This window comes from uncultured Paracoccus sp. (assembly GCF_937873615.1).
In the GTDB taxonomy this organism is placed as follows: Bacteria; Pseudomonadota; Alphaproteobacteria; order Rhodobacterales; family Rhodobacteraceae; genus Paracoccus.
The window spans coordinates 67,143-79,683 of the sequence record NZ_CALMYP010000034.1; the positions used below are offsets into that span (position 1 = coordinate 67,143).

13 protein-coding genes and 1 tRNA gene are annotated in these 12,541 nt (G+C 64.9%); 4 read left to right on the forward strand and 10 right to left on the reverse strand.

Going from position 1 to position 12,541, the window contains the following annotated elements; translation table 11 throughout:
* Positions 1-56: 56 nt before the first annotated feature.
* From glcF to Q0330_RS09495, 4 genes are read right to left on the reverse strand one after another with little or no spacing between them, the layout of a single operon-like run.
* A complete protein-coding gene (gene glcF, locus Q0330_RS09480) occupies positions 57-1,343 on the reverse strand; it encodes a glycolate oxidase subunit GlcF (RefSeq protein ID WP_299477855.1) in 1,287 nt (428 codons plus the stop codon).
* Entirely contained in the window at positions 1,340-2,371 is a 1,032-nt protein-coding gene (locus Q0330_RS09485; RefSeq protein WP_299477857.1) for an FAD-binding protein, read from the reverse strand. Before Q0330_RS09485 ends, glcF begins: the two co-directional genes overlap by 4 nt.
* Positions 2,361-3,818 (reverse strand): FAD-linked oxidase C-terminal domain-containing protein, encoded by a 1,458-nt coding sequence (locus tag Q0330_RS09490; RefSeq protein ID WP_299477859.1) that lies wholly within the window; start codon positions 3,816-3,818, stop codon positions 2,361-2,363. Before Q0330_RS09490 ends, Q0330_RS09485 begins: the two co-directional genes overlap by 11 nt.
* Before the next feature lies 1 nt (position 3,819).
* A complete protein-coding gene (locus tag Q0330_RS09495; RefSeq protein ID WP_299477861.1) occupies positions 3,820-4,062 on the reverse strand; it encodes a DUF465 domain-containing protein in 243 nt (80 codons plus the stop codon).
* Between the two features lie 84 nt (positions 4,063-4,146).
* Here Q0330_RS09495 and Q0330_RS09500 point away from each other — a divergent pair, with 84 nt between their 5' ends.
* Genes Q0330_RS09500 through Q0330_RS09510 form a run of 3 tightly spaced genes read left to right on the forward strand, consistent with a single transcriptional unit; the run spans position 4,147 to position 7,393 of the window.
* A complete protein-coding gene (locus tag Q0330_RS09500) occupies positions 4,147-4,860 on the forward strand; it encodes a DUF599 domain-containing protein (RefSeq protein ID WP_299477863.1) in 714 nt (237 codons plus the stop codon).
* On the forward strand, positions 4,860-6,029 hold the full coding sequence (locus Q0330_RS09505; protein ID WP_299477865.1) for a hypothetical protein: 1,170 nt from the start codon (positions 4,860-4,862) through the stop codon (positions 6,027-6,029). Before Q0330_RS09500 ends, Q0330_RS09505 begins: the two co-directional genes overlap by 1 nt.
* Positions 6,026-7,393 carry a cytochrome P450 gene (locus tag Q0330_RS09510; protein ID WP_299477867.1) on the forward strand — a complete coding sequence of 456 codons (1,368 nt, stop codon included), beginning with the start codon at positions 6,026-6,028 and terminating at the stop codon, positions 7,391-7,393. The genes Q0330_RS09505 and Q0330_RS09510 overlap by 4 nt, the downstream gene beginning before the upstream one ends.
* Here the strand turns inward: Q0330_RS09510 and pyrH are convergent.
* Positions 7,350-8,117: a UMP kinase gene (gene pyrH, locus Q0330_RS09515; protein ID WP_299477869.1), complete on the reverse strand. Its 768-nt coding sequence runs from the start codon at positions 8,115-8,117 to the stop codon at positions 7,350-7,352. The genes Q0330_RS09510 and pyrH overlap by 44 nt on opposite strands.
* An 81-nt stretch (positions 8,118-8,198) precedes the next feature.
* Between pyrH and miaA the strand changes: the two genes are divergently transcribed.
* The gene (miaA, locus tag Q0330_RS09520) at positions 8,199-9,089 is read left to right on the forward strand and encodes a tRNA (adenosine(37)-N6)-dimethylallyltransferase MiaA (RefSeq protein WP_299477871.1); all 891 of its coding nucleotides are present in this window, start codon (positions 8,199-8,201) and stop codon (positions 9,087-9,089) included.
* A 177-nt stretch (positions 9,090-9,266) separates the two neighbouring features.
* Here miaA and Q0330_RS09525 read toward each other — a convergent pair.
* From Q0330_RS09525 to Q0330_RS09545, 5 genes are all read right to left on the reverse strand, one after another.
* Positions 9,267-9,340: transfer RNA gene (locus Q0330_RS09525), tRNA-Gly, on the reverse strand.
* 172 nt (positions 9,341-9,512) lie between these two features.
* Complete coding sequence (locus Q0330_RS09530; RefSeq protein WP_299477873.1) at positions 9,513-10,163, reverse strand: transporter substrate-binding domain-containing protein; 651 nt, start codon at positions 10,161-10,163, stop codon at positions 9,513-9,515.
* Positions 10,145-10,915, reverse strand: coding sequence for an aldolase/citrate lyase family protein (locus tag Q0330_RS09535; protein WP_299477876.1), 771 nt, complete (start codon positions 10,913-10,915; stop codon positions 10,145-10,147). The genes Q0330_RS09530 and Q0330_RS09535 overlap by 19 nt, the downstream gene beginning before the upstream one ends.
* A 59-nt stretch (positions 10,916-10,974) precedes the next feature.
* The gene (locus Q0330_RS09540; RefSeq protein WP_299477878.1) at positions 10,975-11,757 is read right to left on the reverse strand and encodes a fumarylacetoacetate hydrolase family protein; all 783 of its coding nucleotides are present in this window, start codon (positions 11,755-11,757) and stop codon (positions 10,975-10,977) included.
* A gap of 7 nt (positions 11,758-11,764) precedes the next feature.
* The gene (locus Q0330_RS09545) at positions 11,765-12,478 is read right to left on the reverse strand and encodes a dioxygenase (RefSeq protein ID WP_299477881.1); all 714 of its coding nucleotides are present in this window, start codon (positions 12,476-12,478) and stop codon (positions 11,765-11,767) included.
* Positions 12,479-12,541 lie beyond the last annotated feature (63 nt).

Below are 12,541 nucleotides of genomic sequence, written 5' to 3' on the forward strand. Positions count from 1 at the left end.
ACTCCGGGCGGCATTTTCGGGGACCCTTGCGGCACCCCCGTGACCTTCACTTGGGATCAGGATGCGGCGGTTTCAAGCCCGCGCGGCTTCGGCCCGCCGGTGGCCCAGTCCAGAAGCTCGACCGTGTGGACGACCGGCGTCGCGGTGCCGGACCCGATCTGGACCATGCAGCCGATATTGCCCGCCGCGATGATCTCGGGCGCGGTGGCGGCCAGCGTGGCCAGCTTGCGGGCCTTGAGTTCAGCCGACAATTCGGGTTGCAGCATGTTATAGGTCCCCGCCGAGCCGCAGCAGAGATGCGGGTTCTCGGGTTCCACAACCGTAAACCCGGCCTGCGTCAGAAGCGTTTTCGGCGCGGTCTTCACCTGCTGGCCGTGTTGCAGCGAGCAGGCCGAGTGATAGGCGACGCGGGCGGGTTGCGGGGTGACCGGCGGCAGGCCAAAGGCGTCGAAGAACTCGGTCACGTCCTTTGCCAGCTTGGCGATCCGGGCAGCATCCGGGTCACCTGGGAACATATGCCCATAATCCTTGATCGTCGTCCCGCAGCCCGAGGTATTGATGATCACCGCATCCAGCGGGCTGTCGCGATCCGCCGCGATCAGGCTGGCGATGGCGGATTGCGCGGTGGCGCGGCCTTCGGCATCGCGGCCCATATGCAGGGTCATGGCACCGCAGCAGCCGAAATCCTTCGGAATCACCACCTCGCAACCGGCGCGGCGCAGCAGGCGAATGGTGGCGTCGTTGATATCGGTGTTCAGCGCCCGCTGCGCGCAGCCGATCATCAGGGCGACGCGGGCGCGCTTTTCCCCAATCGGAGCAAAGACTTGCGCGTCGTCATTGCGGCTCGGCGGCGGCAGGTCGCGCGGCGCCATCTCCAGCATGGCGCGCAGGCGCGGATCGGGCATCAGCGCCCGGAAGGGCCGCGCCAGCCTCGCGCCCAGCATCGCGAAACGGAAGCGCCCGGCATGGGGGACGATCTTCGCCAGCATCCAGCGCAGTGCCCGGTCGCGCCAGGGGCGGCGATAGGTGGCCTCGATATGCGCCTTGCCGATCTCCAGCAGATGCGCGTAATGCACGCCCGAGGGGCAGGTCGTCATGCAGGCCAGACAGCCCAGGCAGCGGTCGATATGGGTGACGGTCTTTTCGTCCGCCGGGCGACCGCTTTCCAGCATCTCCTTCATCAGATAGATGCGCCCGCGCGGGCTGTCCAACTCGTCGCCACGGATGAGGAATGTCGGACAAGTCGCTGTGCAGAAACCACAATGCACGCAGGCGCGCAGGATCCTGTTGGCCTCGGCCAGACCCGGATCGGTCAGTTGCTCCGGGGTGAATTCGGTCTTCATGCCTGCCCCCCGAAGATCCCGCGCGGGTCGAATTTCGCCCGCAGCCCGGCAGTCAGACGCGCGGTCACCGCATCGGGTTCGGGCAGCATGGCAGGCGCGCCGATCACCCGCGAGGCGCGCGCGCCGGGGCGCAGGGCGGGATGCCAGTCGGGCGGGGCTTCGGCCCAGATCAGCGCCCCGCCCCAATCGACGGCGTGGCGGCCCGGAAGTTGCGCCAGCATCGCCTCGGCCTGAGAAGGACGCAGCACGATCCGCCAGAGCGGGCCCTGCGCCGCCATCGCGAAATCGCGCAATGTGGCGAAATCGGCGTCACCCTGAACGATTTCCGCATGACCATAGGGTTTCAGCGCGGCACTCAGCGCCTTGGCGCGCGACTCGACCGAGCCGGGCAGCCCTTCCAGCCGCAGCACCACGCCGCCCTCGGGCAGCCGGCCCGCGCCGGTCACGTCATAGGGACCGCTCAGCGCCGCCATCATTGCCGCCATGGTCCGGGCATCGTCCAGCCCGTCGAGGCGCAGCGTGACCCGGACCGGCGGGATCGGCGCGGTTTTCAGCGCCACTTCGGTGATCGCGCCCAAAGTCCCGCGCGATCCGGCCAGCAGCTTCACCAGATCATAGCCGGTGACATTCTTCATCACCCGCCCGCCATTCCTGACGATTTCCCCCGTTCCGGTGACAAACCGCACCCCCAGCATCGCATCGCGGCAGGCCCCCGCCGACAGGCGGCGCGGGCCGCTGGCATTCGTTGCGGCCACGCCCCCGATGGTCGATCCGGGGCGCGGGTCGGGCTCGAATGCCAGCATCTGTCCTTCCGCCGCCAGCGCCGCCTCCACCTCGGCCAGCGGGGTGCCGGCGCGGGCGATCAGGGTCAGCGCCTCGGGTTCGTAAAGGGTGATGCCAGCGAGGCCGCGCAGGTCCAGAACCTCGCCCGCCGCCGGTCGGCTGCGCGTGCCACCGCCGGTCACCCGCAAGGGGCCGCTGGCCGCGCGGATCATCGCGGCAAGGTCGTCTTCGCTGTCAGGCCGCATCCTGCCCCCGTCGCGCGCCCCTTCGGGCCTCGGATACCGCCAGCGGAAAGACCTTGGCGGCGTTCAGAAGCCAGCCCGGGTCGAAGACATCCTTCACCGCCATCTGCGCCTCCAGATCGGCGGGGGCGTATTGCGATCCCATCAGCTCGCGCTTTTCGACCCCGACGCCATGTTCGCCGGTCAGACAGCCGCCGACCTCGACGCAGAGGCGCAGGATCTCGGCCCCGAGCGCCTCGCAGCGTTCCAGATCGCCGGGTTTGTTGGCATCGTAAAGGATCAGCGGGTGCATGTTGCCGTCGCCGGCATGAAAGACATTGGCGACGCGCAGCCCGGCTTTCGCGGCCAGATCGCCGATGCCGGCCAACGTGTCGGGCAGGCGGCTGACCGGCACCGTGCCGTCGAGGCACATGTAATCGCTGATGACGCCCATCGCGCCAAAGGCCGATTTGCGACCGAGCCAGATCCGGCGCGATTCCTCGTCCGAGCCGGATTCGCGGAATTCCAGCAGTGCGAAACCCTCGGCGATCTCGCGGATCAGGGTCAGTTGTTCCTCGATCTCAGGCGCGGTGCCTTCGACCTCGATGATCAGCAGCGCCTCGCAATCGGGGTAACCCGCGCCGCAGAAATCCTCGGTCGCGGCGATGCAGGGGCGGTCCATGAATTCGATGGCGACGGGCAGGATGCCGGATCGGATGATCGCGGCCACGCAGGCCCCGGCGGTCACCGGGCTGTCGAAGGCCACCAGCACGGGCCGCGCGCCGGCGGGTTTGGGCAGGATGCGCAATGTCGCCTCGGTCACGATGCCAAGCTGGCCTTCCGATCCGCAGATCACGCCCAGCAGGTCCAGCCCTGCGCCTTCGCCCATCGGCCCGCCGAGTTCGACCACGGAGCCATCCATCAGCACCACGGTCGCGCCCAGAAGGTTATTGGTGGTGACGCCGTATTTCAGGCAATGCGCGCCGCCGGAATTCATTGCGATATTGCCGCCGATGGCGCAGGCCAACTGGCTGGAAGGATCGGGCGCATAGAAGAAGCCCTGCCCCTCGACCGCGCCGGTCACCGACAGATTGGTGCGCCCGGTCTGGACCCGGACCAGCCGGTCCTCGGCGCTGATTTCAAGGATCGCATTCATCCGCGCCAGCCCGATGATGACCGCATCCGAGGTCGGCATGGAGCCGCCCGCAAGGCTGGTTCCGGCACCGCGCGGCACGACCGGCACGTTTTCCTCGTGGCAGATGCGCAGGACGGCGGACACTTCCCTGGTGGTCGAGGGCAGCACCACCATCAAGGGCGGGCAGCGATAGGCCGAAAGCGCGTCGCATTCATAGGCACGGGTCTCGGTCGGGTCGGTGATGACGGCGGCGGGATCGGCCAGAGCGGCCGAGAGGCGCGCCGCAATCGCATCGCGGCGCGCGATGACGCCCGCATCGGGTGCGGGCATCTGCATGTCAGACCTTGGCGGCCGAGATCATCCGGGCGATCTCGTCTTTCAGATGCGAGCGCTTGCGGCGCAGCTCGTGCTCATGCTCCTCGGTCGTCGGCTGGACATTGGTCTCGGCTGCCGCGACCTCGTCATTGACGGTGTCATACTCGTCCAGAAGACGGGCGAAATGATTGTCCGAAATCTTCAGGTTATGAATGATTTCAGCATCATGCGGGAATTCTTCGTGGATGGCGTGGGGTGCGGCCATGTCAATCTCCATTTTACCTGTCACCTAACTAATGCGGCTGTTTGCTGCTGGCAACCGTGACAAACTGGCCCTAACAATAGGGCCATGCATGTGCCCTCGATCCTGTCCGTCCTGTCGCCTGCCGATATCGCCGCGCTGATCTGGCTGTTCGGCTGCTGGATGGGCATCGGCTGGCTGACCGAGCATCCGCCGAAGAACCACCCTTCGGTCGCAAAGCTGATGGTGCGCTATCGCCATGAATGGATGCGCCAGTTCATCACCCGCCAGCCGCGCATCTTCGACAGCGCCATCCTGCAATCGCTGCGCGAGGGGCCGACCTTCTTCGCCTCGGCCTGCCTGATCGCCATCGGCGGCGGCATGGCGCTTGTCGGCAACCCCGAGCGGCTGCGTCAGGTCGCGGGCGGGCTGGAACTGGGACAGGCGCCCACGGTGCTGTGGCAGGTCAAGGTCATGGTGGCGCTGTTCTTCGTCGCCAATGCGCTGCTGAAATTCATCTGGTCGCACCGACTGTTCGGCTATTGCGCCATCGTCATGGCCTCGGTCCCCAACGATATCAAGGATCCGCTGGCCATCCCCCGCGCCCATCAGGCGGCAGAGTTGAACGTGACCGCGGCGAAAAGCTTCAACATGGGCTTGCGCAATATCTATTTCGCGCTGGCAGCACTCGGCTGGCTGATCGGGCCCTGGGGGCTGGCGGTGACCTCGGCCATTGTGCTCGGCGTCACCTGGCGGCGCGAATTCGCCTCGCATTCGCGGCTGGTGATGCTGCGCGACCTGCCGGAGATCGGGAAGATCTGATGCGGCGGCGGGTGCTTTATATCCCCGGCTACGACCCGATCCCGCCGCGCCGTTACCGCGAGCTGTTCAAGCGCGAGGGGGCCAAACAGGCGCAGATCTCGGGCTACAAGCTGAAAACCGGGGCCCGGAGCGACCGGACCGGTTTCGGCTGGGGGGCCACGACCGAGACCGACGGCACCCGCGCCGAGGCCGAGTTCGAGGTGCTGGTCTGGTCGGATATCGTCGCCGGCTCCATGGGTCAGTCGATCCCGGCGACCTATGGCCAGCTTTTCCGCACCGCCTGGGCCTATATCGGCTCGGGCGCCCTCTGGCGGCTGATGCGGCTCAGGCGCGGGCCGGTGCTGGCCGCACTTTATCCCATCGTCGTGCTGCTGGTGCAGGCGCTTGCCGCCGGGCTGGCGGGCTGGATTCTGGGCTGGCTCGTCTCGCTGATGGCGACCTGGTGGGCAGGGCTGCCGGTGGCGGTCGCGCTCTTCGTGCTGGGGCTGCGGCAATGGCGCAAGCTCGATGGCAAGATTTTTGCCTATTACCTGATGCATGACTATGCCTTCACGGCGCAGAATGGCGGCGCCTATCCGCCCGCCCTGCAGACCCGGATCGACGCCTTTGCCGAGCGTATCGCCACGGTCAGCGCCGGGGACTGGGACGAGGTGCTGGTGATCGGCCATTCCTCGGGTGCCTATATCGCGGTTTCGGCACTGGCGAAGCTGGCACGCACGGGGCGGCTGGCCCCGAAAATCGCGCTTTTGACGCTTGGCCATGTGGTGCCGATGGCGTCCTTCCTGCCGCGTGCCGATCAGCTGCGGCGCGATCTGCACGATCTCGCCCTTGCCGGGCCGGTCTGGATCGACGTGACCGCGCCGGGTGACGCCTGCTCTTTCGGGCTGTGCGATCCGGTGGCGGTGTCGCGCTGCGTGCCGGAAGGCGGCGGCGGCCCGCTGGTCGTTTCTGCCGCATTTACCCGGACCCTGTCGCCCGCTAGGCAGAAAGAACTGCGTGGCCGGTGGTTCCGGCTGCACTTCCAGTATCTTTGTGCCTTCGATCAACCGGGGATCTATGACTATTTCCAGATCACGACGGGACCGCAACCGCTGGCCGAGCGTTTCGCCGGCCGGAGCCATTCCCCGGCCCGCATCGCGCGGCCGGTGAATCGCTGGCATTACCCATGATCCCGCCCAAACCCGCCACAGCCGAGGGCCGCACCGGATTTCTGCACTATCTGCGCCATTTCCGCCGCGACCTGTTATCCGCCCTGCCCGCCCGGCTTTACCGCGCCTGGATGGCCGAATTCCGCGCCGGCCCGATTCACAGCTTCGTCTGCAACGACCCCGAGCTGGTCTCGCTGGTGCTGCGCGCGCGCCCCGACGACTTCCCGAAATCGAACCGGCTGCGCGAGGGGCTGGCACCCCTTCTGGGCCGCTCGGTCTTCGTCACCAATGGCGAGGAATGGCGCCGCCAGCGCCGCATCATCGACCCGGCCTTCGAAGGCGGTCGCCTGCGCGAGATCTTCCCGCAGATCTGGGAAGCCAGCCGCACCGCCGCCCTGCGCCTGCCCGAGGGCGAGATCGACCTTGAGCCCGAGACCTCTCATGCGGCGGCGGATGTGATCTTCCGCACGCTGTTTTCCATCCCGATCGAGGATCAGACGGCGGCGCAGGTCTTTTCCGCCTTCCGCGCCCATCAGGACGCCCAGCCCATCGTCAATATCGGCGCACTGCTGCCGCTGCCGGGCTGGTTTCCGCGCTTCCACTCGCGCCGCACGCGCGAAACGGCGGCGCATATCCGGGGGCTGATCGCGCAACTGGTGGCGGATCGCGCCGAGGCCATCGCGGCGGGCACCGCGCCCGACGATCTGGCGACCAAGATCATGACCACGCCCGACCCCCTGACCGGAGAGATCTTCACCCCGCCCGAAATGGTCGATCAGGTGGCGATCTTCTTTCTGGCCGGGCATGAGACCAGTGCCTCCTCGCTGGCTTGGGCGCTGTGGCTGCTGGCCGCCAATCCCGACTGGCAGGATCGCGTCGCCGCTGAGGCGCGGGCCGAAATCGACCCGGAACATCCTGATTTTTCGGTGGTCTCCCACCTGAAACTCAGCCGTGCGGTGTTCCGCGAGGCCTTGCGGCTTTACCCGCCGGTGCCGATGATGGTGCGCGAATCCGCCTGCCCGGAACATTTCCGCGACCGCGATGTGCCGAAGGGCGCGCAGATCGTCATCTCGCCCTGGCATCTGCATCGCCATGAACGGCTGTGGGACGACCCCGACAGTTTCGATCCGGCCCGGTGGGAGACCGAGAACGGCAAGAGTTGCGCGCGCAGCGCCTATATCCCCTTCTCGGCCGGTTCCCGGGTCTGTCCCGGCGCCGGTTTCGCCATGGTGGAAGGGCCGCTGATGCTGTCGCTGATCCTGCGCGATCACCGGCTTGAGGCGGTGGCCCCGCCGGTACCCGTCGCCCGGCTGACCGTGCGCGGGCAGGACGGGGTCCGGGTCAGGATTTCACCTCGCGACCCGCCGGCGACTTGCCGTCGGTGACCCGGGTATAGGTGCCCTCGCCGGCCAGGATGCCACGGAAGCCGCCCGGCTCGTCCAGCGAGAAGACGATGATCGGCAGCTTGTTGTCGCGCGCCAGCGCAATCGCCGAGGCATCCATCACGCCGAGATTCTTCTGCAGCGCCTCGTCATAGGTGACCTGATCATAGCGCACCGCGTCGGCGAATTTCTTCGGGTCCTTGTCATAGACCCCATCGACCTTGGTGCCCTTGAAGATCGCCTGACAGTTCATCTCCGAGGCGCGTAGCGTGGCGGCGGTATCGGTGGTGAAATATGGGTTGCCGGTGCCGGCGGCGAAGATCACCACGCGCTTCTTTTCCAGATGGCGCACGGCACGGCGGCGGATATAGGGCTCGGCCACCTCGTCCATGCGGATGGCGGTGATGACACGGGAATGAATGCCCTTGGCCTCCAGCGCGGATTGCATGGCAAGCGCGTTCATGACCGTGGCCAGCATCCCCATGTAATCGGCGGTCGTGCGCTCCATCCCCTGGGCAGAGCCTTGCAGCCCCCGGAAGATATTGCCGCCGCCGATGACCATGCAGACCTCGACCCCCATCTGCTGGACCGATTCGACCTCGTCGGCGATGCGGGCGATGGTCGGCGGGTGCAGGCCGAAGCCCTGATCGCCCATCAGCGCCTCGCCGGAAATCTTCAGCATGACGCGATCATAGCTGGTCGGGGCCTTGGTTTCGGCGTCGCTCATCGAGATTCCCTTCCCAGCGGTTCAACTGCGGCGCAAAATGTCGCAAAAGGGTGTCAGGTTCAACCGCCGGAATGGACAGATATGGGAACGGATTACAGCGAAGTGATCGAAACGATCGACCCGGAACGCCACGTCGTCATCGCCGGGCCGACCGCCTCGGGCAAGTCGGCACTGGCTTTGGCACTGGCCCAAGCGCAGGGCGGCACCATCGTGAATGCGGACGCGTTGCAGATATGGTCCTGCTGGCGGGTGCTGACGGCGCGACCAGATGACGCGGATCTGGCGGCGGCCCCGCATGCGCTTTACGGCCATGTCGATCCGGGCCAGAGCTATTCGGTCGGCGACTGGCTGGGCGAGGTGGCGGCGCTGAAGGGTCGGCTGATCGTCGCCGGCGGCACCGGGCTTTACCTGACAGCGCTGACATCCGGGCTTGCGCATATCCCGCCGGTCCCGCCCGAGATCCGCGATACCGGCGATGCGATCCTTGCCGCGGGCGGGTTGGACGACATGATCGCCGGCCTCGACGATGCCTCGCGCGAGAAGATCGACCTGCAGAACCCGGCCCGGGTGCAGCGCGCCTGGGAAGTCCTGCAGGCCACCGGGCGCAGCATCGTCGACTGGCAGAGCGACACACCACCGCCGCTGATCGCGCCGGAAGACGCCACCTGCCTGGTGCTGAATTCGGATCGCGACTGGCTGGCCAAGCGCATCCTCGTGCGTTTCGCCCAGATGTGGCACGATGGCGCGGTCGAGGAAGTGCGCGCCATGATGCCCCTCTGGGACGAGCGCGCGCAATGGGCCCGCGCCATCGGCGCCCCCGAAATCGCCGCCTATCTGCGCGAGGACATCGACGCCAGAACCGCCAAGGGCCGCGCCATCGTCGCCACCCGCCAATACGCGAAATCGCAGCGAATCTGGTTCCGTTCGCGGATGAAGAGCTGGCGCAAGCTGCAGGTCGGGCCGGCGGGTTAGAACCTGGCGCGGATATGCGCCCTGCCCGGAGTGTTGCTTGCGAGGAAATCCGTTTCCGCGCAAGGCGCGCTCGATGCTTTATCCGGTCAAGCGCAAGGCCACCGTCAGCGGGGATCTGCGCCCGAGCGGGGCGGACTTCATTGAAATTATTGAAAAACCTGGGCGACCGGGGGCAATTGGAGCGGGTAGCGAGAATCGAACTCGCGCCAAGAGCTTGGGAAGCTCGTGTGATACCATTTCACCATACCCGCAACGGCCCTCTTGATACCGTCTCGGTGCGGCGGCTTCAAGGGCAAACTACTATCGCTGAAAGGAACGCTCGACTACCGTATTATCATGGCAATTTACCCGACGGCTCGTCGAGTGTTCCAAATTGTGTTCGTGCAGGAAGCTTAGCAGGGTGTCCGGTTTTCGGGGACCACCTCATCTTGCTGTTTGAAGGAAATTCGCAACTGCCTGGTTGACTTGCGGAAGAAGATGGCGGGCCTGCGAACTCAGCCCGACGGCCTGAGATATCGTGCTAAAGGCGTCTGACAGAACAGCCGTGTCCGGCAGTGCATCCCGTTCAAGTGTTGAGCGAATTCCTGCCAGAACGTCCGCTCGCCCATCCCGGAAGTACGCCAGCGCTTCGGCAGGGGAACGGGCCGAGATCACCGATCCCGGATTTGTAACTTTCGAAAGGCGGTTGTCGTAGGATGCGCCGGTGGCGCTAAGAATCTTTTGCCCGCTGGCGATTATGTCGGCGCAGCTTCTTTCGGTTACAGTGCTCCGACATAGAAACGTCGCTTCAATTTCGAGGTAGGGAGCACTGAATTCGATCCGGTCGCTTCGTGAGGGGTCTACCGCCAGAAAGGCGATATCCCATTCGCTTGCGGCACCCTCCACCAATCTTCGGGCATTTTCAAAGATCACCGGTCGCAGTATCAAGCCCGCGAGCTTACATATCTCCTCCGCAAGGCGCGGTGCCGGGCCTACGAGCCGGTCCCCCGAGCGGTCGACGATTGCTCGGTTGTTCGTGTTGAACCCGACCCGCAGTACTTTGTCAGAGAGCGCCGTCATCGGATATCGGCCCATTCCGAACGCCTGGCGACGGCCGCCCGCCGCAGGAGCCCGGAATCGACATCCACCGCGATAAAGCTCGCTCCGGCATTCGCGGCTTGACCGAGGAACTCCTGGTCCAGCGACAGAATTCCGGAGGGAACGCCCTTCTTTTCCAGATGGGCCATGCCTTCAAGAATTGCGGCGCAGACTTCCGGATGCGATGGGTCGCCGACGTGGCCGAAACTGGCGGCGATGTCCGCAGGCCCGAAGAAGACGCCGTCGACGCCCGGAACGCTGGCAATCTCGTCTAGCCGAGACAGTGCTTCGCGCGTCTCGACCTGCACGAGAAGACAGATTTCCTCGCGTGCCCGCCTGGCGTAGTTCGATACCGTCCCGTAGCGCGTTGCCCTGGTGATTCCAGAGACGCCGCGAATACCTTCTGGAGGGTAGGTCACGGCAGCGGCGGCAGCATGTGCTTCCTCGGCACTCTGGACATACGGGATCAGAATAGTCTGCGCGCCTGCATCGAGAAGCTTCTTGATCTCGACCGGATCGTTCCAGGCCGGGCGGTCCACCGGACTGACTGGATAGGGCGCGAGTGTTCGCAGAAACTCGATAACTTCCGCCGGACCGTAGGTGGAGTGCTCGGTATCCAGCATCATCCAATCGTATCCGCAGCCAGCCAACAGTTCGCACACGCTGGAATCCGCGATGGAACTCCATAGTCCGATCTGTCGCTGGCCGTCACGGAGGGCTGCTTTGAAGTGATTGACGGGCAAATCCATGGAAGATTCCTTGGGCTCAGGCGGGGCGGACGTCTTTCGACGACCTGCCCGCCACTGTTTCACGAGAAGCTGACGCCGATGGCGCCGAGCGGCCCATAGTCGGCGAAGATCACGTCACCTGACGCGATGTCTACCGGCCGGGTGAACGAGCCGCCGAGGACGATATCGCCTTTCTTCAGTCCGCTGCCGAGAGGGGCCAGTTTATTCACCAGCCAGGCAAGACCTGCTGCAGGGTGCCCCATGATGGCGGCAGAAACCCCGCTTTCCTCAATCGTGCCGTTTTGCGACAGCGTGGCTCCGATCCAGCGAATATCAGTATCGAAGGGGCGAATGGTTCTGCCGCCAAGCACGATCGCCCCAAAGGCCGCGTTGTCGGCGATCGTATCAACGATCTGGCGCGGCACCTCCGTGCGGTAGTCAATGATCTCCAGAGCCGGCTGGACGAACTCGGTTGCGCGAAGGACATCGTGAACCTGACATCCGGCGCCAGACAAATCTTCGCCCATGATGAAGGCCAGTTCCACTTCAAGGCGGGGCTTGATGAACGTTCCCGCTTCGATTTTGGCGCCATCATAATAGAGGGCGTCGTCGAGGATGACGCCGTAGTCCGGCTCCGTCATCTTCGAGGCCTGCTGCATGGCGCGACTCGTCAGGCCGATCTTGCGTCCGACGATTTTCGCGCCAGCTTCGATCCGCGCCTCGGCCCATCGGCGTTGGACGTCGTAGGCGTCTTCCAGCGTCATCTCGGGCCATGTCTTTGACGGCTGCGGACAGACCACACGGGTCTGCTCTGCCGTCAGAATTGCGTGTGCCGCATCCTGTCGCTGCTCATCTGTCAACATGTTCCGCTCACTTGATTGGGGGGATGGGAAGTTTGGACTCGCCTGCTTCAAGGGTCAGCGTGTGTTCAAGCGTGTACCAATCGCCCACATTGCCGTCCTCGGGATGCGGTCCAGTCTGTTTTTCCAGCTTGCCGATCAGCGCCTCGGTGACGCCGAACTGCACGTCTGAGGTGAGATATTCGGTCTCATCGACATAGGTCTGGTTGATAAGGGTCTTGAACCCCTGCTTGTGCGCCAGAACGTGCACATGGGCGGGCCGGTACGGGTGACGGTTCTGCGCCGACAGCAGGGTTCCGACAGTGGTCGTGGTCGGGATCGGATAGCCAACGGGCTTGACCGATTTGAAGCGCACGACACCGTCAGCGCCGGTCATGAACTTTCCGCGCAGGTTGTAGTCCGCCTGTGTATCATCCTGATTTTCGTAGAGGCCGACCGGCGAGGCATGCCAGATATCGACCTCAAGACCTTCGATCGGATTACCGTCCTGATCGAGGAAGGTGAACATGCCGTAGAGTCTGGGGCCGGGCGTATTCGAACGCAGGATCGACCCACCGTTTTCGGTCAGCGGTTGGTTCATGCGCCAGAACGGGCCCAGAAGACTCTGCGTCGTTTCCGTTGTTCCATTGTCACCGTTGTTCAGCAGACAGACCAGGGATGAAACGCCGAGCGACCCGGCCATGAGAACGAATTCGTTGTGCTTGTCATCGCTCTGCTGCCCCATTGTGTTGAGGATAACGTACAAATTCTTTCGCACATTTGACGGAGACGCCGGTTCCTTTCAAAC

Coding starts and splice junctions, on each gene's coding strand:
- Q0330_RS09500 (WP_299477863.1), top strand. CDS start 4,147: ATGCATGTGCCCTCGATCCTGTCCGTCCTGTCGCCTGCCGATATCGCC.
- glcF (WP_299477855.1), bottom strand. CDS start 1,343: ATGAAGACCGAATTCACCCCGGAGCAACTGACCGATCCGGGTCTGGCC.
- pyrH (WP_299477869.1), bottom strand. CDS start 8,117: ATGAGCGACGCCGAAACCAAGGCCCCGACCAGCTATGATCGCGTCATG.
- Q0330_RS09490 (WP_299477859.1), bottom strand. CDS start 3,818: ATGCAGATGCCCGCACCCGATGCGGGCGTCATCGCGCGCCGCGATGCG.
- Q0330_RS09540 (WP_299477878.1), bottom strand. CDS start 11,757: ATGTTGACAGATGAGCAGCGACAGGATGCGGCACACGCAATTCTGACG.
- Q0330_RS09530 (WP_299477873.1), bottom strand. CDS start 10,163: ATGGGCCGATATCCGATGACGGCGCTCTCTGACAAAGTACTGCGGGTC.
- Q0330_RS09535 (WP_299477876.1), bottom strand. CDS start 10,915: ATGGATTTGCCCGTCAATCACTTCAAAGCAGCCCTCCGTGACGGCCAG.
- Q0330_RS09510 (WP_299477867.1), top strand. CDS start 6,026: ATGATCCCGCCCAAACCCGCCACAGCCGAGGGCCGCACCGGATTTCTG.
- miaA (WP_299477871.1), top strand. CDS start 8,199: ATGGGAACGGATTACAGCGAAGTGATCGAAACGATCGACCCGGAACGC.
- Q0330_RS09495 (WP_299477861.1), bottom strand. CDS start 4,062: ATGGCCGCACCCCACGCCATCCACGAAGAATTCCCGCATGATGCTGAA.
- Q0330_RS09545 (WP_299477881.1), bottom strand. CDS start 12,478: ATGGGGCAGCAGAGCGATGACAAGCACAACGAATTCGTTCTCATGGCC.
- Q0330_RS09505 (WP_299477865.1), top strand. CDS start 4,860: ATGCGGCGGCGGGTGCTTTATATCCCCGGCTACGACCCGATCCCGCCG.
- Q0330_RS09485 (WP_299477857.1), bottom strand. CDS start 2,371: ATGCGGCCTGACAGCGAAGACGACCTTGCCGCGATGATCCGCGCGGCC.